The sequence below is a fragment of the Vallitalea sediminicola genome (assembly GCF_054408565.1).
The window spans coordinates 40843-61700 of record NZ_BTPT01000012.1; the positions used below are offsets into that span (position 1 = coordinate 40843).

General features: G+C 31.4%; 15 protein-coding genes. 10 read left to right on the plus strand and 5 right to left on the minus strand.

From position 1 onward, the window contains the following. From ACX6CF_RS05390 to ACX6CF_RS05400, 3 genes are all read left to right on the plus strand, one after another. Positions 1–1497, plus strand: coding sequence for a sugar ABC transporter ATP-binding protein (locus ACX6CF_RS05390; protein WP_458784282.1), 1497 nt, complete (start codon positions 1–3; stop codon positions 1495–1497). 79 nt (positions 1498–1576) lie between these two features. Further along, a complete protein-coding gene (locus ACX6CF_RS05395; protein WP_458784283.1) occupies positions 1577–2458 on the plus strand; it encodes an ABC transporter permease in 882 nt (293 codons plus the stop codon). After that, a complete protein-coding gene (locus ACX6CF_RS05400; protein ID WP_458784284.1) occupies positions 2455–3444 on the plus strand; it encodes an ABC transporter permease in 990 nt (329 codons plus the stop codon). Before ACX6CF_RS05395 ends, ACX6CF_RS05400 begins: the two co-directional genes overlap by 4 nt. Before the next feature lie 53 nt (positions 3445–3497). On the opposite strand, the gene ACX6CF_RS05405 is transcribed toward ACX6CF_RS05400, so the two are convergent. From ACX6CF_RS05405 to ACX6CF_RS05425, 5 genes are all read right to left on the minus strand, one after another. Continuing rightward, complete coding sequence (locus tag ACX6CF_RS05405) at positions 3498–4034, minus strand: phosphatase PAP2 family protein (protein ID WP_458784285.1); 537 nt, start codon at positions 4032–4034, stop codon at positions 3498–3500. A 117-nt stretch (positions 4035–4151) separates the two neighbouring features. Continuing rightward, the gene (locus ACX6CF_RS05410; protein WP_458784286.1) at positions 4152–5351 is read right to left on the minus strand and encodes an iron-containing alcohol dehydrogenase; all 1200 of its coding nucleotides are present in this window, start codon (positions 5349–5351) and stop codon (positions 4152–4154) included. A gap of 187 nt (positions 5352–5538) precedes the next feature. Next, the gene (locus ACX6CF_RS05415; protein WP_458784287.1) at positions 5539–6663 is read right to left on the minus strand and encodes a response regulator; all 1125 of its coding nucleotides are present in this window, start codon (positions 6661–6663) and stop codon (positions 5539–5541) included. Continuing rightward, complete coding sequence (locus tag ACX6CF_RS05420) at positions 6638–9742, minus strand: hybrid sensor histidine kinase/response regulator (RefSeq protein ID WP_458784288.1); 3105 nt, start codon at positions 9740–9742, stop codon at positions 6638–6640. Before ACX6CF_RS05420 ends, ACX6CF_RS05415 begins: the two co-directional genes overlap by 26 nt. A gap of 337 nt (positions 9743–10079) precedes the next feature. Then, positions 10080–11090, minus strand: coding sequence for a LacI family DNA-binding transcriptional regulator (locus ACX6CF_RS05425; RefSeq protein WP_458784289.1), 1011 nt, complete (start codon positions 11088–11090; stop codon positions 10080–10082). Positions 11091–11415: 325 nt separating this feature from the next. Here ACX6CF_RS05425 and ACX6CF_RS05430 point away from each other — a divergent pair, with 325 nt between their 5' ends. The 7 genes from ACX6CF_RS05430 to ACX6CF_RS05460 all read left to right on the plus strand — a co-directional run bounded on the left by ACX6CF_RS05430 (position 11416) and on the right by ACX6CF_RS05460 (position 20705). Next, entirely contained in the window at positions 11416–13665 is a 2250-nt protein-coding gene (locus ACX6CF_RS05430) for an alpha-amylase family glycosyl hydrolase (protein WP_458784290.1), read from the plus strand. 85 nt (positions 13666–13750) lie between these two features. After that, the gene (locus ACX6CF_RS05435) at positions 13751–15013 is read left to right on the plus strand and encodes an extracellular solute-binding protein (RefSeq protein WP_458784291.1); all 1263 of its coding nucleotides are present in this window, start codon (positions 13751–13753) and stop codon (positions 15011–15013) included. Between the two features lie 75 nt (positions 15014–15088). After that, complete coding sequence (locus ACX6CF_RS05440; protein ID WP_458784292.1) at positions 15089–15991, plus strand: carbohydrate ABC transporter permease; 903 nt, start codon at positions 15089–15091, stop codon at positions 15989–15991. Beyond that, a complete protein-coding gene (locus ACX6CF_RS05445) occupies positions 15984–16826 on the plus strand; it encodes a sugar ABC transporter permease (protein ID WP_458784293.1) in 843 nt (280 codons plus the stop codon). The genes ACX6CF_RS05440 and ACX6CF_RS05445 overlap by 8 nt, the downstream gene beginning before the upstream one ends. A gap of 101 nt (positions 16827–16927) precedes the next feature. Further along, the gene (locus ACX6CF_RS05450; protein WP_458784294.1) at positions 16928–18664 is read left to right on the plus strand and encodes a glycoside hydrolase family 13 protein; all 1737 of its coding nucleotides are present in this window, start codon (positions 16928–16930) and stop codon (positions 18662–18664) included. A gap of 197 nt (positions 18665–18861) precedes the next feature. Continuing rightward, on the plus strand, positions 18862–19743 hold the full coding sequence (locus tag ACX6CF_RS05455; protein WP_458784295.1) for a hypothetical protein: 882 nt from the start codon (positions 18862–18864) through the stop codon (positions 19741–19743). Positions 19744–19781: 38 nt separating this feature from the next. Further along, complete coding sequence (locus ACX6CF_RS05460) at positions 19782–20705, plus strand: hypothetical protein (protein ID WP_458784296.1); 924 nt, start codon at positions 19782–19784, stop codon at positions 20703–20705. Positions 20706–20858 lie beyond the last annotated feature (153 nt).

The window sequence follows — 20858 nt, forward strand, 5'->3', positions numbered from 1 at the left end:
ATGTCAGAACTTTTTTTAGAAATGAAGCAAGTCAGTAAAACATATGGTGGAGTAAAAGCATTGGAGAATGTTGAATTCGAATTAGAAAAAGGTGAAATACACTGTCTTGTTGGACAAAACGGTTCTGGAAAATCTACGCTTATTAAAATTATTGCGGGAGTGCTTAAACCAGACAAAAATTCTATTGTTCGTATATTTGACAAAGATAAGGTAATTGAAGTAAATGATAGGAATACAAATGATAAGGTTTCTGTTATATATCAAGATTTAAGTGTATTTCCAAATATGACTATAGCAGAGAACATTGCAATTAATTCTTATGCAGATAAAGCTGTGGGACATATCAATTGGAAGGAAATCCATAAAAAGGCGGAAGAGGCTCTTAGGAAAATTCAAGTAGAATTTGATTTATCGACTCCCGTTTCAGAACTTTCTATAGCAGATAGGCAATTGGTAGCGATAGCAAGAGCAATAGCAACCGATGCTGAACTGGTAATTATGGATGAACCTACATCATCGCTTACACGTAAAGAGGTTAATATATTATTTGGTATCATAAGAGATTTGCAAAAAAAAGGTATGACAATAATGTTTGTTAGCCATAGGCTGGATGAAATATTAGAAATTGCAGAACGTATCTCAGCGTTACGTGATGGGAAAATTGTTGGCGTTTTTGCAGCTGATGATATTGATGATACCAAACTTGGTTATCTTATTAGTGAACAAAACATCGTGCCTGAACAAAAATTCAATATACCAGATTATGATACTACACTTTTAGAAGTAAAAAATCTTTATCGTGTCGGGCATTATAAGGATATTTCTTTTCAACTTAGTAAAGGAGAGGTGCTTGGAATTATTGGATTATTAGGATCAGGTAGAACGGAACTTGCACTTTCGTTGTTTGGTATGAATGCGCCTACTTCGGGTGATATTATTATTGAAGGTGAAAAGGTAAAACTAAAAACCAATAAATGTGCTATAAAGAATAAAATAGCTTATGTTCCAGAGGACAGGCTTCTGCAAGGGTTGGTTATTGATCAATCAGTTAAGAATAACATGTCTCTTACGATTATCGAGAAATTACAAGAAAAATTTGGACTCATAAATAAAAAAAGGCAAGAGAAGATAACAAATGATTATATAGAAAAGTTAAGCATAAAAAGCGCAACTCCAAACATTCATGCATCAGCTATGTCTGGTGGTAACCAACAAAAAATTGTTATAGCAAAATGGTTGGCTATTGAACCAAATGTATTAATATTGGATGAACCAACAAATGGTATTGATATTGGAGCTAAGAGTGTTATATATGATATTATCCGATCATTGGCAAAAAGTGGTATGGGAATTATCATTATATCTGATGAAGTTCCTGAGATTTATTACAACTGCTCACGTTGTCTTATCATGAGTAAAGGATGCATTGTAAAAGAAGTTAATACCATGGAAATTAGTGAAAAGGAGTTTTATGATGATGTCTTACAAACACAATAAAAGCGCAATGAAAAAGATTTTTCAGACCCATGAATTTTATCTTATGATGGTAGTTTTGTCTTTAGTCGCTGTTTTAACCGTGGTTTCAAAAGGGAGATTTCTTTCTTTTGGAAATATTACTGATATGCTTGCAAGTGCCGCCGCTCTAGGGGTTATGGCTATCGGTTTGTTGGTGGTTATTATATCAGGTGGCATAGATATTTCTTTTATGGCAACGGCAACTGTTGCACAATACCTTGCTGCGATGTTCATAATGAATATTGGTGGGAATATGTTTGTTGTGTTTGGCGTAGCTATAATGGTTGGTATTGTTCTAGGACTTATTAATGCTGCATTAGTGTATAACTTGAAAGTTCCGGCTATTATCATAACGATTGCAACAATGAACGTATTTTATGGCTTTTTAATGTATTTTACAGGTGGTACTTGGCTATATGGTTTCCCTGAGTGGTTTGCAACAAAGACTTCTGTTACAGTATTGGTTATTCCTATAGGAATACTAGTGTTTGCTTCATTGCTTACATGGTGGATTTTAAAGTATAGTAATATTGGTCGTCATGTTTATGCTGTGGGTGATAATGCCGAAGCTTCCAAGCGAGTTGGAATCAAAGTTTACCGTACGCTTCTTTTTGCTTATGCTTATATGGGTGTAATGGCTGCTTTGGGTTCTGTAGTGCTTATGTATGTAACGCAAAATGTAGCACCTAATGCACTCATAGGAAAAGAAATGGAAGTACTTGCAATGGTTGTTTTAGGTGGTGCGGCTTTATCAGGAGGTAAAGGAACGGTTATTGGTACATTGTTTGGATTGATGCTTGTAACAGTAATCAATAATGGACTTGTTTTTGTAGGTGTATCTAGTTATTATCAAACGCTGTTTATGGGCGTTGTTGTAATGATGAGTTTCTGTTTCACTGGACTTAGAGGAAGGAAAAAAAGAGGGAAGGAGATTGAGCAATGAAAATGAATATGCAAAGTTCTATAGTAAAGAGAAATAGAGATAATATAATGCTATCTATTATTATGATGATTGTTGTTATTATCGTTTCTCTAATTAGTGAACGATTTTTATCATACAACACTTTTATTTCTGTAACTCGACAGTTTCCTGAAATGGGATTGCTAACCTTATGTATGATGATTACAATGATAACAGGAGGCATCAATCTTTCATGTATTGCATCTGCCAATCTTTCAGGAATTATTATGGCTAAGATGATGACCTCTTTGATTCCAAAAGGTACTGAAAACTTTGGAGTGGTGATATTAGTTATTATAGTAGGAATTTCAATTAGTGTACTGGTTTCTTTTGGTAGTGGAGTTATTATTGCATATCTAAAAGTTCCGGCTATTTTGGTAACATTAAGTATGCAGATGCTTATAACTGGTGTTAGTATTGTAATTACAAAAGGTGAGATTGTTTCTGGTTTTCCTGAGAGTTTTCAGTTCATAGGAAACAAAAGTCTTTTGGGAATACCTGTTCCGCTTTATATATTTGCAGTATGTGCAATCATTATGTATATTGTACTGCATCATCTACCGTTGGGACAGAAGGCGTATATGTATGGTTCCAATCCAACTGCTACAGAGTTTTCAGGTGTTAATGTAAAGCGTATGATTATCAAAGTATACTCTTTATCTGGTTTCTTTGTTGGTGTAGCAGCAGTTATATTGACATCAAGATTCAACTCAGCAGCGTCTGGTTATGCAACAAGTTATTTACTTCAAAGTGTTCTTATTGCAGTGCTTGGAGGTATAGACCCTAATGGTGGAAAAGGAAAGATTAGTGGCATGATACTTGCAGTATTACTATTGCAGATAGTAGCAAGTGGATTGAATATACTACGTGTAGATCAATTTTTGATTACCGCGCTTTTCGGTCTTATATTATTGGCAACAGTTGCTTTTAGATTGAATTCATTTAAAAAATTGTTTAAAATGGGATAGGATATGACTTATATGAATTGTGAATTGTTGGTTAGGTTAGTAGGTAGGGATAATTATAATAAAAGAGTTAATTTCTGTTTTTTAACGGGAATTAACTTTTTTTCAACTCTATCAACCCAATAAGCCAAAACAATACCTAAAACCATACCTCCCACAACATCCGAAAAATAATGCAGTCCCAAATATATCCTAGAAAAAGCTATAATTACCGCAAATACGTATATGACAATACCATACTTATTCTTACTAAATAAAAATGCTCCAAAAACTGCAAAAGATAATGCAGTACTTCCTGATGGAAAAGAAAAAGAAGTTGGCTTTTTAACTATAACATCGAGATTATAGGTTATAAAAGGTCTTGCTCTATCAATTATATTTTTTAGAATTATTTCTCCCACAATAAGTGTAACAACAAATGAAATTCCTGCAACAATACCAAGTTTTCTAGTCTTTTTTATACAGAGTAGAACTACTATTAAAATAATCCATATATACATAGATTTTTGAAAAATGATATTAGTAAATATACTATCTAAAAAATCACTTCTAATATTTTTCATTAAGTCAATAAAAATTAAATCAATTCCCATATAATATTCATCTCCTGATTTTAACAAAAATCAACAGCTGCTATTTTTATACTTATTAACAGCTGCTGACTATTTAAATATATACTATCACTAACCTATACAACAACAATTTTTATATTAAAATGAATCACTGTAGATGCTTCTTACAACTTCTCTTGTGCCTTCTACAGGTGCTAAGTTTATTAAGCCTTCTAATCCTGGAGTTTCAAATGCCAAGTTAGTCAATTTATCAATATCACTTTCCACATAGCCCATATCAGATAATTTTTCTGTGATTCCAACTGATTGAAGCCAATTTCTAACACCTTCAACAGCTTTATCAGCCTCTGATGGATCTCCTGTCAATCCTTCTACTAGAGGACTTAAAATATCAGCTAAAGTATTAGGTCTTGCAGCATAAATGTTTTTGATAACTGCTGGAAGGAGTATACCAAGTCCTAATCCATGAGTTAATTCTGGTTTGACACCACTTAATGGATGCTCTAAAGCATGGGTAAAGTGTAATAATCCATTGTCAAAAGAAGTCCCAGCAATTAAGGATGCGTATGAAAGATAATATCTAGCTTCTAGATTTTCTGGATTTTCAAGTGCTATAGGAAGATATTCAGCAATTAATCTAATAGTCTCTTTAGCAAGTAATATATCTAATGGATTTGTAACCTTTGTTGTAGCGGCTTCAACAACATGGTTTATAGCATCAACAGATACGTATAGTGTTTGGTTCTTAGGAAGAGTTGTCATTAATGCTGGATCATCAATTGCATATAGAGGATAAATGCAATCATATGCTATTGCAGGCTTGAATTCTTTTTCTTCTATGGTTGTTACAGCAAATCTATCTACTTCAGTACCTGTACCATGTGTTAAGTTTATAGCAATCAAAGGCATGGCTTCAGTTGGAGTAAAATCATATTCATATAACTGAGTTGCATTCTTATCAGTGTATTTTAATAATATAGCGGCTCCTTTTGCAGCATCAATAGGACTACCCCCACCAATTCCAATGACAGCTTTTGCTCCAAGTATTCTTCCCATTTCAGTAGCTTCATCAACTTGAACTACGTTAGGGTTTGGAGTTACTTTATCATATAAAACATATTCTACTGAATTATCTTTAAGTGCTTTTTCTACATGGTCCCAAGCACCAGTTTTTTTGTAGGAACTCTTTCCTGTCATGATAAGAACTTTGTCTATTTGCTTATCTTTAAGTTCTTTCATGATATCGTGAATTTTTTGAATGGCACCTACTCCTAGATAAGCAGTTGTCTTAACTCTTATCTCTTTGATTTCATTAATGTCAATTTCTTTTTTCCACATTTTAAAACCTCCTCAAAAATTATTGTATTATAAATAAAATGTAGTGAAGTGTAGAAAGTTTCTACAATCCTTATTCTGAAACATATCCCACTCTTAGATATCATATCAAATGGTTCTCAACAATTTCTCAACAAATATAAGTATAAAAAAAGCTGTATCATGTATGATGACACAGACTTATAGATATTTACATTTTAATTGATTTATTAAGATTGTGAAATTTTTTTTGTATACTGTTATTTAACTCTATATCTAATTCTTTTTTGAAATCAGAGACTAATTGATTATAGTATTCCAAAAAAGATTTGAAATCTTTCTTTTGCAAGTATGTATCTAATACGATTTCATGAATTTCTTCGTTATAAGGATCTTTTTCTGTTATTTTTTTAAGATAATATAGAGCTTTATTATATTCACTTTGCTGGTTATAATAATCCGCAATCTTTTTTAGGGTATTCATATATATGTGTGATAACCTTTCTCTTTCATGTACTACCCAGGAATAATCATTTTCTTCGAAGTATTCACCACGATATAAGGAAATCATTTTTTCAAGACTTTCAATGTTGTATTTGGTAATTTTATTACTGATATTTTCTATTTTATAAAATTCGCATATATCACAATCCAATTCTTCTGTATTCAGTTTATACATTTCATTAGAATATATAAGTATATCTCCAGTTCCAGCTTCTTTTAATACTTTTCTAATATAATAAATACTAGTATGCAGGAGTTTTATAGACTGGGTGTATTCTTTATCAGGCCAAAGGGTTTCTATAACTTTATCCCTATGAACAAATTCTCCTTTATTATATATAAGGAACGCGGTGAGTTCTTTTGATTTGGATGTACGCCATTTTATTATTTTATTATTAATAAATAATTCAAAATTTCTAAAGCATAATATTTTATTGTGCTTAGATTTTTTATCTGATTTATCAACAGTATGATGTTTGCTTCTGATACGTTCTATTGTCTTGTCCAATCTTCTTTTTAATACTGGTTTCATTACATAATCAATTGCATTGATTTCAAATGCATCAACAGCATAATCATCATAAGCTGTAACAAATATGATACCTATACTAGGGTCAATCAAGGATATTTTGTCAGCTGCATGGATTCCTTTCATTTTTGGCATTTCAATATCTAAAAAAATAACATCCACGGTATCATTTTTTATTTTCTCTAATGCAGCATCTATATCCGTATATGTACCAACAATTTCTATATCTTGATATTTCTTTAATAAATGTTGCAAAGCTTTTAACGCAAATTTCTCATCATCTATCAATAGGGTTTTCAACATTGATGTTTCCTCCTTTGTATGGAATTCTAATTCTTACTATAGTTCCTTTATGGGGTTCGCTGTCAATCTCAATTCCATATCCATAAATTTGTTTCATTCGCTTATTGACATTTCTAATTCCTACACTTTTACTAGCATACTCTTCATCTAGAATATGTGCTAATTTTTCTTTTGGAATTCCTACGCCATCATCTTGGACTATAATACTGATAAATTCATCTTCTCGTTTTATACATAACTGGACATTTCCGCCTTTAGTTGTAGGCAATATTCCATGTTTAATAGCATTTTCTACTATAGGTTGTATAATTAGAGTAGGAACCATAAAGTTTATATTGTCACATAGATCATATTGATAATTCAATTTTTCCTGGAAACGCATTTTCTCAATAACTAGATAGGATTCTATAAACTCTAATTCCTTTTCCATACTTACGAATCTTTCTATATTGCTAAAATCAAAACTACCTCTTAAATAATTACTTAGCTCAGCAATTAGTTCCCCTGCTTTTTCAGGTTCTACATAGCACAAAGATACTATTGTATTTAAAGCATTGAATAGAAAATGTGGTTTGATTTGTGCTTGTAAAAAAGCCATTTCTGAGTTAATAGCGGAATCTATCGATTTTTTCATTTGTAATAGAGTTTTGAGTCGTACTATTATTTCGCCTCTATCATAAGCTTTTGATAAAAAATCATTTGCTCCTGCTTCAATTCCGATTGAGATGCTTGTAGAGTAATTTTTGGAAGTTAACATAAGTATGGGTAGTTCAAAAAGAGTATACTCTTTTCTGATCTTGCGACATACTTCATATCCTGACATCCTAGGCAATATTATATCCATTATGACAATATCTATATTTTTATTTTTTGATAATACCTCTAATGCTTTCATGCCATTTGCAACTGCAATAATATCATAATTTTCAGCTGATAAAATATTTATAAGTAGTTGCCTGTTCATATCATCATCATCCACAATCAAAACAGTGATTTCTTTATCTTCTTGAATGAATAAAGGTTCTTTAGATACTGTTTTCAATAAGGTATTATTGAATATTAATTTTTGTGTCATTATCTCAGAGTCGAAATTTGTTTTTTCGTCATGACTTATAGGAAGGGTAAATATGACTTTTGAACCTTTACCTATTTCTGATTTAATCCTAATTTTACCTCCGTGTACTTCTACTAGGGCTTTTGTTATGCTTAGTCCTAAACCTGTTCCGCCTTTTTTTCTTGCTATAGTATCATCTATTTGATTGAATACTTGAAAAATAAAATTGATTTTATCTTTTGGTATTCCTATACCAGTATCCTCTATGCTTATTTCTACCATAGTGTTATCTGCTACTGCAGAAATATTAATCTCACCAAAGTCAGTAAATTTTACTGCATTATCCACAATGTTGAATATAATCTGAATCAATCTATCTTCATCCCCATATACAAGAGGAACATCCTTGGGAATATGATTCATGAATTTAATATCTTTATTTACTTCAATGTATTTATACATTTCCAATACCACATTGACTATTTCTTTTATGTCTACACTTTTTTTATGGATACTTATATCACCATATTTGAACTTTGAATAATCTAATAGATCGTTGACCAGATTCAATAAGCTTTTACTGATTTTAATTACAATTTCCAGATTTTCTTTTTGTTTATTATTGAGCTTACCCAAAGAGTCTTGCAAGCTATATTCACTAATATTGATAATGCCACGAAGAGGGGTTTTTAATTCGTACGATGTATTGATTAAGAATTCATCTTTTATCTTATCCAGTGCTATCAATCTTTTAGATAGATTTTCTACTTCAAAAAACTTATTAGCATATCTAGTCGTTAAAATGACGGATTGTATGCATACAAGCAAAAACATGGCGGCAACAGTTATTTTATCTCCGTAATTATTTATGATATCCCAATAAACCAATATCTCAATCATAGTATCCACTAATAAACCTATCATTCCTATAAGAAGTAATACAGCATCATGCCTTTTCCTTCTAACAGCTTTGAATAGAGTGGCTATTAGATAAATAATTACTATCTCTAAAAATATATCAATGCATATAATATAATTCATATATATACTAGGTGGAAAAAGCAGAGTCATTATAGTGAAGACGAATGCTATACTAATTATTACCCTTATAATTTTTTGGGAGACCTCTTGTGAATACATTCTATAAGTGAAGAGTGATAATGCAGTTACACCCCAACAATCAGTCATGTAATTTAAGAAGATTATTCCTTCCACGTTCAATGGAATTACATTGAGAATTAGATATTCTTGGGATAATGCCGCTCGTGATGCTCCTAGTAAAAGCATAAGAGCCAAATATTTTGTGGTCGCATCTCTTCTTGTACGTAGATAGATGATTATATGGTACATGAACATAATCAAGAATACACCAATAAGAAACGCATCTCTTTTCACGGCGTTTTCTTTTATATTTATTATTTGTTGATAATTTCCTAATTCAATGGAATGAACAATGCCGCCTCTTTTATCAATATAGTTAGAAACCATGATTAATATTTCAAACTCCATAGAATTTTGCTCAAAAACAAGAATTTGGGGTTTGTACTCAGATATGGTCGTGCCAAAATCCTGACCTAAAGTTCCACTTGAACCTATCATCTTGTCATCTATAAAAATCTTATATGCATCACAAATAGTTACAAGCCTTAGCCCTTTTAGATTATTCTTATTATTGGTTCTGACTTTTAATCTATAAGTTGCATAACCTTCTACAGAAATATTTGTTCCATTTATTGTAGAACCCTTCCACATTGAAGGGACTTGAAAATGATCAGTTGAATTAATGGTGCTGCTGTTTTGAAAATCATTGTATGATAAAAATTGGTTCCAGTATAATTCCCATTCCCCATCTAACTTTACTGTACCATCTTTTATGAAATTCCAGTTTGTAAGATCTATAACTCCGTTTTTGGCTCTAGGCATTTTCTTATGAGGAGTATAGTGATAATTAAATATAAATATTGTACATGACACCATTATTGCTATTATGATAAGTAAAATTTTTCGATTGAAATATTTTCTCATGTTTATCACCAATATATCCTTTATTAATTTCTTTGCTATAGACTAATGCGTTTTGTTATAATTCATAGATTTATACATATTTCGACAAAGTCAACAAAGTTAATTATATAATTTAATAAATTTAATGGCAATATTATAAGAATTAGAATATTATTAGGAACATTAGAAAATGATTCAGGCTCTAGTATTTACTATAAGATTAATTACATATTGCTGATAAAGGATAAGACTGTAGATTTTATTTATACATATATTAAAATACACTTAATAAACCTAAATAAGAATTTAGAATCATTAAGTGCATTTAGTTATTACTATAAAATAGATTGTTAAAATATTATTTTGATTTTACAGTGGAACCTCTTTCAATCAACGTAGGCAAAGTAGAATAAGATTGAACCTGCAGATTAGGGTTCTTAATCTTTCTGAGTAAAGTTTTAGCAGCTTGATAACCCATATCAAAGACATCGATATTAACTACAGACAACATAGGCTCTGTAATGCGAGAATAAGGATAATCATCAAAAGTAATTACGGATATATCATCAGGTATCTTAAAATCATTGTATTTAATGGCATCTACTACACCAAGAGCTATATTATTATTAGCACAAATTACTGTATCGGGTGTCTTTTTTTCTCTCAGTATTTTATGCATTACTTCAAAACTCATTTCTTTAGAAGAATCAGTATATTCATTATGAAGTAGAGTTCCATGACTGCGATTTATTATAGTTCTTGCGCCTTCCAAACGATGTCCAGATATATGATCATCTTCGGCTCCGCCTATGAAAGCTATCTTCTTATAACCTAATCCAATAACATGTTTGGCTGTAATTTCTCCAGATAGATAATTATTGATATCAACCCAACATAATGCACTGTTATAATCTGGTTTGCCTATGAGCATATGAGGGAAATTGGATTTTGTTATGACACTCTCTATTGTAGGGTCAAATGCTGAAGCATGAATAATTATACCATCAGCACTTTTTTGATAAACAATTTTATCAATAAGCCTAGATATATCCTCCTCGGAATTAGAACTTATAATACTTAGATTATAGTCTTTTTTAGCAAGAGCTTCTTGGATGCCGCACATAATCTCAAAAGAATGGGGATTGGTAAAAGCTACATTCTTTTCAATTTTCATCATATAAATGATGTTTTTTGTTGTCTGTCTAGCAAAATTTCTTGCTCTTATATTAGGATAATAGTGTAACTTTTTCATAACAGCTTCAACCTTCTCTGTTGTAGCAGCTGATATGGGGGAGGATTTATTTATAATCTTAGATACTGTCGAGATAGATACTCCTGCTTCTCGTGCAACATCTTTAATAGTTGCCATAAGATCAATCCTTTCTATATATTAGGAAAACATTGTACTTAAATAGTACAACGTTTTCCTAAAAAAGTCAAGCAAAATATAGTTGATTTGTTGACATATATGAAATGCGAGTGTATAATTAGTATAAAATTACCAATTAATCCTAATAAATATTCAAGTTAATAAGGAAAACACTTTCCTTAATTGGTAAAAAATATGTCTTTGAAATATTCCCAAGTAATTAATGTATTTCAAACTCTAGAAACTAATAGACCTCCATGTATAACTTAACTAGGGTTTTAAATAAATAATTAAATAACATAACAAATTATAGGAGGATTTTAAAATGAAGAAGAAAATAGTAGCTCTTTTCATGGTTATGATGTGTGTAGTTTGTCAGTTGAATGTACCAGTCAGTGCTAGTACATTACCACTTGGTCCTGTTACACCTAAGGATGTAGTCTATCAGATTATTACTGACCGTTTTGCAGATGGGGACACATCAAATAATGTACCATCATCAGCTCAGCTATTTGATGATAGTGATAACAATAATAAAGGTGATGGAGATGACTTGAAACTCTATCAAGGTGGAGATTTCCAAGGTATAATTGACAAAATACCTTACTTAAAAGGTATGGGTGTAACCGCAGTTTGGATTAGTGCACCTTATGAAAATCGTGATACACCGATTATCGATTATCAACCAGGTGGTAGCCAAGATGTTTGGACCAGTTTTCATGGTTATCATGTAAGAAACTATTTTGCAACTAATAAACACTTTGGATCTATGAAGAAGTTTGAACAATTGCGAGATGCTCTACATGCTAATGGAATTAAGCTTGTTATTGATTTTGTAACTAATCATAGTAGTCGTTGGTTGAACCCAACAGATAATAATAGTCCAGAAGACGGAAGATTATATGAACCTGATAAGAATTCTAATGGAAATTATGTATTTGATGCTGATGGCGAACCAGTAGATCTTAATGGTGATGGTCAATTAGAGAATTTATTAGCAGATCCACATAATGATACTCAAGGGTTTTTTCATGGTCTAGGAGACAGAGGTACTGATACATCACACTTTGGTTTTAGACATAAAGAGCTAGGTTCATTAGCTGATTATTCTCAAGAAAATGGTGTTGTAGTAGAGTACCTAGAAAAAGCAGCTCAGTTTTGGGCTGATAAAGGAATTGATGGTCTTAGACATGATGCAACTCTACATATGAATCCTGCTTTTGTAAAAGGTCTAAAAGATAGTATTGACAGTAATAATAATGGACCTTTAACTCATTTTGGTGAATTCTTTATTGGTAGACCTGATCCGAAATTTGATGAATATCAATCATTTCCAGATAGAACAGGGGTCAATAATCTTGACTTTGAATTCTTTAGATGCATAACAACTACATTTGGAGATTTTAGTACTAGCATGGCTGATTTTGGAAATATGTTATGTTTTACAACTGGTGAATATACTTATGAAAATCAAGCAGTTACTTTTCTTGATAATCATGATGTAACTAGATTTGGTTATAATCAAGCACGTAGAGAAGTCTATAATGCGGCATTGGTAGCACTTCTTACATCAAGAGGAACTCCTAATATATATTATGGAACAGAGCAGTACATGACACCTGATACAAGTAGTGATGTTGGCGGAAGAATGTTCATGGAAGTAGATTCCAGCTTCAATACATCAACAGATGCTTATAACATCATTAAGAACATGTCAGATCTAAGACAAGAAAATGATGCATTGGCTTATGGAACAACACAAATACTTTATTCAAATAATGATGTGTTAGTTATGACACGTAAATTCTTTGATAAAGAGGTTCTAATAGCTATCAATCGTCAGCCTGACAATTCAGTGACAGTTAATACTAATGTAACTACTGGTTTTGCAGATGGTAATTATAACGATGAACTTGAGGGTATCATGAAAGCTAGTGGACTTGTAGTTTCTAATGGTGGTCAAGTGTACATAGGTACATTGCCAGGAGGATATGCAGGAGTATGGTCTTGTAATTCAAATAATAATGGACCTAAAATTGGTAATGTTATGTCAACTATGGGCCGTGTAGGTAATAAAGTATATATCTACGGAAATAATTTTGATGGAAATATTGATGTGAAATTTGATGGTGTTAGTGCAAACGTTGTAGCTAATACAGCTGATTACATAGAAACCATAGTACCTAATGTAACTGCTGGTGACGTCAATATAACAGTTACTAATAATGGAAGTACAAGTAATACTTTTGGATATACAGTTTTATCTGGTGATCAAGTGCAAGCTATATTCCATGTGAATGCTAATACAGGTTATGGTGATACAATTCATGTTGTAGGTAGCATTCCAGAGTTAGGTAATTGGAATACAGATAAGTGTACAGAAACTATGATGAATCCTAATTATCCAGAGTGGTTTTTACCAGTCAGTGTACCAGCTAATACAACTTTTGAATTTAAATTTATTAAAAAAGATGCTAATGGTAATGTAACTTGGGAATCAGGGGCTAACAGAGTATTTACTTCTACATCCGATGTTAATGGTACATCTGAAACACCTGTTTATAATTGGAATTAAGGCATTAAAGAAAGAATGTTAAACAAAGGATTTCACCACAAGCGTTGGTGAAATTCTTTAGACAATCAAAATGGGAGGCATTAACATGAAAAAAATCTTAGCTATTTTACTAGTTGCCACTCTATGTATGGGTACTATTGTAGGTTGTGGTAAGAAAAAAGAAGAAGACAAAGATACTACTGCAAATTTAGAAAGTGAGAACACTTCAGGAAATAAGGAAGAAGAAACCAAAGAACCAACACATATTAAAATATGGTACGAGACACAAGAGGCTATAGCTGAAGAAATTCAGAAAGAACTTGATAAGTTAGCTCCAGAGATAATCGTATCTGTTGAAAGAAAAGAAAAGTTAACAGAGACTCTAAAACTTGTTGGAAATGATCCGAGTAGTGCGCCTGATATGTATTTCTTTGCACATGACAAGATAGGAATATTTGCTGAGATGGGTATTTTATCACCTATTACCAATTTCATTCCTGAATCAACATTTGATGATTTTATACCTATGACTGTCAGTGCAGCAACTTATAAAGATCAAATATATCAATTACCTATTTACTTTGAATCTTTGTTGTTCATGTATAACAAAGCTCTTATGAAAGAGGCTCCAAGAACAACTGATGATTTATTGGCTTATATGGAAGCTAATACAAAAGATGGTAATTACGGATTTGTTGAGCAACATAGTACAGCGTATTTCACTGTAGGATGGATTCATGCTTATGATGGATTCGTTATAAATGAAAAAGCTGAGCCAGGTCTTGACCTTCAGGAAACAAAAGATGCTATCAAATATCATAAGCAATTTGTAAAATATATGCCAATAGATGGTGATTATAATACAATGACTACATTATTCAAAGAAGGTAAAGCTCATTCTACTATTGGTGGACCATGGTTAATTCCAGACCTAGTAGAGAATGGTATTGATATTGGTATAGCTCCTATGCCTGTTGTAAATGAAACATTAAAAGCTATCAGCCCATTTGCTGGTATACAAGGTATATGTGTATTAAAAGGAGCAGAAAGCAAGAAGGAAGCAGTAGCAAAAGTTCTAGAACAGTTATCAAAACCTGATATAGGTATCAATTTAGCAAAAGCTATTGGTTCTGCGCCAGTAAACAATGTATGCTATGATGATGATGCGGTTAAGAATAATGAGATTGTTATGACACTTAAAAAAGCATCCGCATCGGCTGTACCAATGCCTAATGTACCAGAGATGGATGTTATGTGGGCTATAACAGAGAATTTATTATCAAGCGTAAATAAAGGGGATGCAGATCCTGTAACAGCTTCAGATGAAGCGCAGAAAAAGGCACTAGAACAGATTGAAGCTATGAAATAAATATATACAGAAGGGGTAAGTACCCCTTCTGTATACCAATATGAGTATAAGTGACATTAAGGCAGGTGTGCAGAAATGAAAAAAAGAGGTTACAAGAAGATTATTCCATATATATATTCTTTTCCTGGTTTGGCATTAATAGGCCTTATGATTGTTTTTCCTATCCTTTATACTGGTTATATCTCTCTTACCAATATGAATGTATATCATTGGTTTGATTTTCAAGTAATTGGATTTCAGAATTATATGAAAGCATTATTTGTACTAGATACAGGATTCCTTACGGCTTTTGGTAGAACAATTATATGGACTATTGTTAACATGGTATTACAGATGGTTATTGCTTTTATTATAGCAAGTTTATTGAATGTGGAAGGCCTTAGATTAAAAGGGTTATACAAAACTATACTTATGTTCCCTTGGGCAATGCCTGGGTACATATCTATTCTTTTATGGAAGATGGGAATGTTTAATACAGAATTCGGTTTATTGAATCATTGGCTTAATAAGCTAGGTTTTGCTAATATACACTGGTTAAACAGTAATAACATAGCTTTTGCTTCTTCTGTTATGGTTAATCTGTGGTTGGCATTACCCTTTATGATTATGATTATAGATGGAGCATTGCAAAGTATTGATAAAACATATTATGAAAGCGCAACAATTGAGGGCGCAGGGCATTTTGACAAGGCAAGAAAAATTACTATACCTCTGTTGAAACCTATTATTGCACCAGCAGTTGTTATTACTATATTCACTACTTTTAAGCAGTTTGATATTATCTATCTGCTAACACAGCAACAAGGTTCCAAGACAGGAGCAGATATTCATACCATTATCACTTATACATATGAAAAAGCTTTTGTCACCAATAATTATGGTTACAGTTCGGCAATATCCATAATTATATTTATGATATTAATTATATTCTCGTTAACCATTCGAGGCAGATTAAAAGGAGGAGATGTAGATGCATAAAAAAACAAGTCATATGATTAAGATGATTTTACTCAATATATTTTTTATTGTCGCATGCCTTATGTGTCTTGTACCTGTTCTCTATACTTTATCTGTATCATTGAATGGTACTAATAATATATTAAGTGGATCATTCTCATTTGTACCAAAAGAATTGACACTTGATAATTATAAAGAGGTATTATTTAACGAACCATATCTTTTATGGTTAAAAAATACATTAATATTAGTTGTCGCTACGGTAACTATATCATTGGGAGTAGCTATACCTGCTGCCTATGCTTTTTCTAGATTCAAATTTATTGGAAGAAAAACTATTTTATATATATTGATAATACTTAATGCTTTTCCATCAATTTTATCAATGTTTGCAATCTACCGTATACTGATGCCTATGAAATTGGTAAATTCCTATCTGGGATTAATTTTGATATATGTAGGAACAATGGCTATATTTGGGTTATGGAATATGAAGGGATATTTTGACACTATACCTATAGAGATTGAAGAAGCAGGTAAAATTGATGGAGCTAATGATTTTCAGCTAGTAACTAAGTTGATTATACCTTTGGCAAAGCCATCTATCATAGTAACAGCAGTTATGATTATCATTTTTGTATGGAATGAATATATATTTGCAGTGACTTTTATGACCGGTTCAGAAAAATACACATTGGCTGCTGGATTATATGCGCTTCAAGCAACTCAGTATACCCGTAATTGGCCAATTTTCTCCGCAGCATCGCTATTAACAGCTATTCCTATACTAATTATCTTTCTTATGATACAAAGAAATATGGTTTCAGGCCTTACAGCTGGTGGAGTAAAAGGATAAGTTATAAGTAATTTACCTAGAGAATTATATAGAAAAATATATAAAAAGAAAGGAGAGTATGCAAATATATAATATTATATATTTAGTATACAAGGATGCAGATGAATTATGAAGCAGTATTACATATACCCCTTTCTAATTATGCTCATGGCATAGATGAGGAGAATATTGTATTTAGAATACGAACAGCAAGGGATGATATAAAAAGTTGTATATTACATTATGGGGATAGAGCTTGTCGTGTAAATCCAGTAATCTTCAGCAGTAGACCTATGAAGATAGTTGCACAAGATGACCTATATGATTATTATGAAGTCATTCTTCAATCACCTTATACACGTATATGCTACTATTTTGAATTAAGTGATGGAGTAGAGAGTAAGTATTATTATTATGATATGTTTATGACTACCCTACCAATAGAACGTTCAGAGTTCTATCAGTTGCCTTTTAATAGAAGAGAAGATATTGCATCTATTCCATCATGGGTACAAGATGCAGTAGTTTATAATATATTTCCAGATAGTTTTGCTACTGCAAAAGGGTATATTAGTAATAAAGAAAATCAAGCCAAGTTTTCACATCATACTACCTATAGTATGCGTGGAGGAACTTTAAAAGGAATAAAAGAGAATATCCCTTATTTTCTAGAGTTAGGTGTCAATTGTATTTACATGAATCCGATCTTTGTAGCTGGAGAATGGCACAAATATGATTTGATAGGTTACTATAATATTGATCCTTGTTTTGGTACCAACGAAGATTTTAAAGAATTAGTTGATGCTTGTCATGATAATGATATCAGAGTAATCATTGACGGAGTATTCAATCACTGTGGTTGGCATTTCTTTGCGTTTGAAGATGTATTAAAAAAAGGAGAAGCATCTAAGTACAAAGATTGGTTCTATGGATTGAAATTTCCTGTTGAGTGTCCAGACAACCAAGAAGACATACCTACATATGATTGTTTTGCTTATGAGCGTAAAATGCCTAAGATGAATACATCCAATAAAGAGGTAATTGATTATTTCTTAGATGTATGTAAGTATTGGACTGAGAGTTATGGGATTGATGGCTGGAGATTAGATGTAGCCAGTGAGGTAGACGATACTTTTTGGCGTGAATTTCGTAAGACTGCCAAATCGATCAATCCAGAATGTTTTATCATAGGAGAAGTATGGGAGTCTGCTCAGCATTGGTTGTTAGGAGATCAATTCGACTCTTCTATGAATTATGATATGCGTAAAAACTGTCGTGATTTCTTTGCAGTTGATACATTGGATAGTTATGGATTTGATAGCAGGGTGACAGCAATGCGTATGCGTTACAATAAGAATATAACTCATGGACAGTTGAATCTACTAGATAGTCATGATGTGCCTAGATTTTTATCTATATGTCAGGAAGATATGAAACGATTTAAACTGTCTGTAATATTCCAGATGACTTTTTTAGGAGTACCTATGGTATTTTATGGTGACGAGAAAGGTTTAGTCGGTATAAAAGAACATGAGTATAGAAGACCAATGAGCTGGGATAAAGAAGAAGGAACAGAAATATACAGCTTCTATCAAGATATCATTAAGTTAAGACGTAACAAGGATACACTAAAATATGGTGATTATAAAACAATCATGGCAGAAAGAAATAGTAAGGTATATGCTTTTAAGAGATGTTATGATGATGAAGAAACTTATGTAATTCTTAATCGTAGTGACGAGAGTATAGCTATAGATAATGTTATTGGTGATACCAATTATAAGATTGATTTATCTAGCGGTGGAGATTGTAAGATGGTAGAGCCTTGGGGATTCGTTATTGTTAGTAAGAGCTGTTGATATTATATAAATATAAATTGAAAATATAGAAGTATTGAAATAAGGGCTTATTTATGTTTAGCCCTTATTTTTGTTGGCAAAATTAGCCACAAAACTATTTAGGTAGTATTTAAGAAACATTAATGGTAAAATATTAAACAATGATGTTTATATGTAATGTTAGTTTCAAGAAAGATTTTATAAAAGGGGAATATGTAGTGCAAAGATATAGAAAATTAATTGGTGTTGGGTGTTTGGTGTTAATTATCATTAGCCTAATCTGTAATATATTTTATTATAAAGCTCAACAATTAGAAGAACCTATTATTTTAGAACATTATATTGAGGATAAATTAAATGAAAACCAAGATGTAGATCTGAATTTTTATTTCATTACTAATTTAAATGATAAAAGTAAAATATTAAATGTATATTTTCCTAAACAAGATTTATTGTTCTATGTTGATTATAGACAGGAGTATGAGACAAGATACTATAGAGTTAATATAGTTAATCTTTACCTCGCATATGATGACTTGAATTTTAATGAAAATGATGTAGTTGTTTTGGAAGATGCAGTCATTACTTATAATAATGGATTAACCCAAAATGTAGATATAGGGAAAATTATATTATCTAATGATAGGGAAAGAGGCTTAGAATCTACTATGTCAGGATCTAGTAGTTCTGGACAATCATCGGTCTGCTTTAAGCTGAATAATAGCTTCATAGTCAATAAGATTACTTCTAGACTATATGATGAAACTAATGATTTCGTATATATGAACTTTGTTGATAGGACCATTAGTAATATGGGTTTTCCAACAAAAAATGTTAATGTTCATGATGAAAAAGAAGACAGGGTTTTTATACCAATGGATCAATTACCATTACCACATGAGGCAATTAATTATATGGAAGTATGGAGCTACGTTAAACCAGAGGATGAAAGGCGATTCAATATATATGAACTTTGCTATACATTAGAATATACATATAAAAATGGAACAGTAGGCAAAGAAGATTTGCTTAATATAAGGTATAATCCTTGTTTTACGGCTAAATTAATATCAGAGCTAGTAAAAATGAAAAGGAAATGATATGAATCATAACTAAATAGGAAAGAAGGAAAATGATAATGATTAATAAGAAAAAAATACTGATTATTGGAGTCATAGTATGTTTGGTAGGTCTGATACTTAATGTTATTAATATTCAAGTACATAAAATTGATGAACCAATAGTATTAGAGCACTATTTGGAAGTATCGTTACAAGATGAATTTGATCTTAGGATTCAGTATATAACCAATAGAAGAGACAATATCAAAATGAATAGTATCTATTTTCCTAAATATGATCTTATTTTTTATGATAGGAACTTTCAAGATACTAATAGTTTGAAATATTATAATCGTAATACAGCTGTTTTTTATACTCGCCTGAATGAGGATCAACAAAAAGAATATGAAAAAATGGATTATATTATATTAGAAGATGCAGTCATTACGTATAATAATGGTTTGGAACAAAAGGTGGATATTGGTAAGATTATAGTCAATAAAAATAAAGAAAGGGACTTGCATAATGCAATGAGCAGTTCTTCTAATACAGGATTATCTAAGACAATGTATAAGCTTGATAATAATATAACCATTAATGATATAACATCTAAGTTCTATGAAGAAACACGTGATTTTGTAAAAATGAGTCTACTTACTAATGATGAATTAGACAACACTTTATTGAATATCTCTGAAGAGACTGATGATGATAAGATTATGGAAATAGAGGAGAATTATAATAATAACCAAAAGGATATAGAATGTTATCCTGTAGATGAATTACAATTACCATTTGAAGCTTATAATACGTTAAGTGTTAATACTAATTTTGAAATGTTGGAGAATGATTGTAAGTATAATGTTTATGACATTAGATATACTTTGCATTTTTCAGATGAAAATGGTAATGAGGGTAGTCAGAGTTTGTATAACATAAGGTATTCACCATATATAACAGATAAATCAGTTAGAGAACTTGTTAATAAAAGGGAATTATAGAATATTTGTCGAAAACAGTATATTAATTAAATGATAACTAAAACTTGCAGAACCTTAAGATAAGGAGTTGCGAGTTTTTTTGTTTTTTAACCTGTATAACAACTTTTGATGTCAATAATAATATTTGGTAGCCAGCCCCGAAAGGTAAATAAG

What these genes read in the sequence shown, in the direction of transcription:
- ACX6CF_RS05390 (WP_458784282.1), top strand. Translation starts at nt 1, where the DNA reads ATGTCAGAACTTTTTTTAGAAATGAAGCAAGTCAGTAAAACATATGGT.
- ACX6CF_RS05400 (WP_458784284.1), top strand. Translation starts at nt 2,455, where the DNA reads ATGAAAATGAATATGCAAAGTTCTATAGTAAAGAGAAATAGAGATAAT.
- ACX6CF_RS05405 (WP_458784285.1), bottom strand. Translation starts at nt 4,034, where the DNA reads ATGGGAATTGATTTAATTTTTATTGACTTAATGAAAAATATTAGAAGT.
- ACX6CF_RS05410 (WP_458784286.1), bottom strand. Translation starts at nt 5,351, where the DNA reads ATGTGGAAAAAAGAAATTGACATTAATGAAATCAAAGAGATAAGAGTT.
- ACX6CF_RS05415 (WP_458784287.1), bottom strand. Translation starts at nt 6,663, where the DNA reads ATGTTGAAAACCCTATTGATAGATGATGAGAAATTTGCGTTAAAAGCT.
- ACX6CF_RS05420 (WP_458784288.1), bottom strand. Translation starts at nt 9,742, where the DNA reads ATGAGAAAATATTTCAATCGAAAAATTTTACTTATCATAATAGCAATA.
- ACX6CF_RS05425 (WP_458784289.1), bottom strand. Translation starts at nt 11,090, where the DNA reads ATGGCAACTATTAAAGATGTTGCACGAGAAGCAGGAGTATCTATCTCG.
- ACX6CF_RS05430 (WP_458784290.1), top strand. Translation starts at nt 11,416, where the DNA reads ATGAAGAAGAAAATAGTAGCTCTTTTCATGGTTATGATGTGTGTAGTT.
- ACX6CF_RS05435 (WP_458784291.1), top strand. Translation starts at nt 13,751, where the DNA reads ATGAAAAAAATCTTAGCTATTTTACTAGTTGCCACTCTATGTATGGGT.
- ACX6CF_RS05440 (WP_458784292.1), top strand. Translation starts at nt 15,089, where the DNA reads ATGAAAAAAAGAGGTTACAAGAAGATTATTCCATATATATATTCTTTT.
- ACX6CF_RS05445 (WP_458784293.1), top strand. Translation starts at nt 15,984, where the DNA reads ATGCATAAAAAAACAAGTCATATGATTAAGATGATTTTACTCAATATA.
- ACX6CF_RS05450 (WP_458784294.1), top strand. Translation starts at nt 16,928, where the DNA reads ATGAATTATGAAGCAGTATTACATATACCCCTTTCTAATTATGCTCAT.
- ACX6CF_RS05460 (WP_458784296.1), top strand. Translation starts at nt 19,782, where the DNA reads ATGATTAATAAGAAAAAAATACTGATTATTGGAGTCATAGTATGTTTG.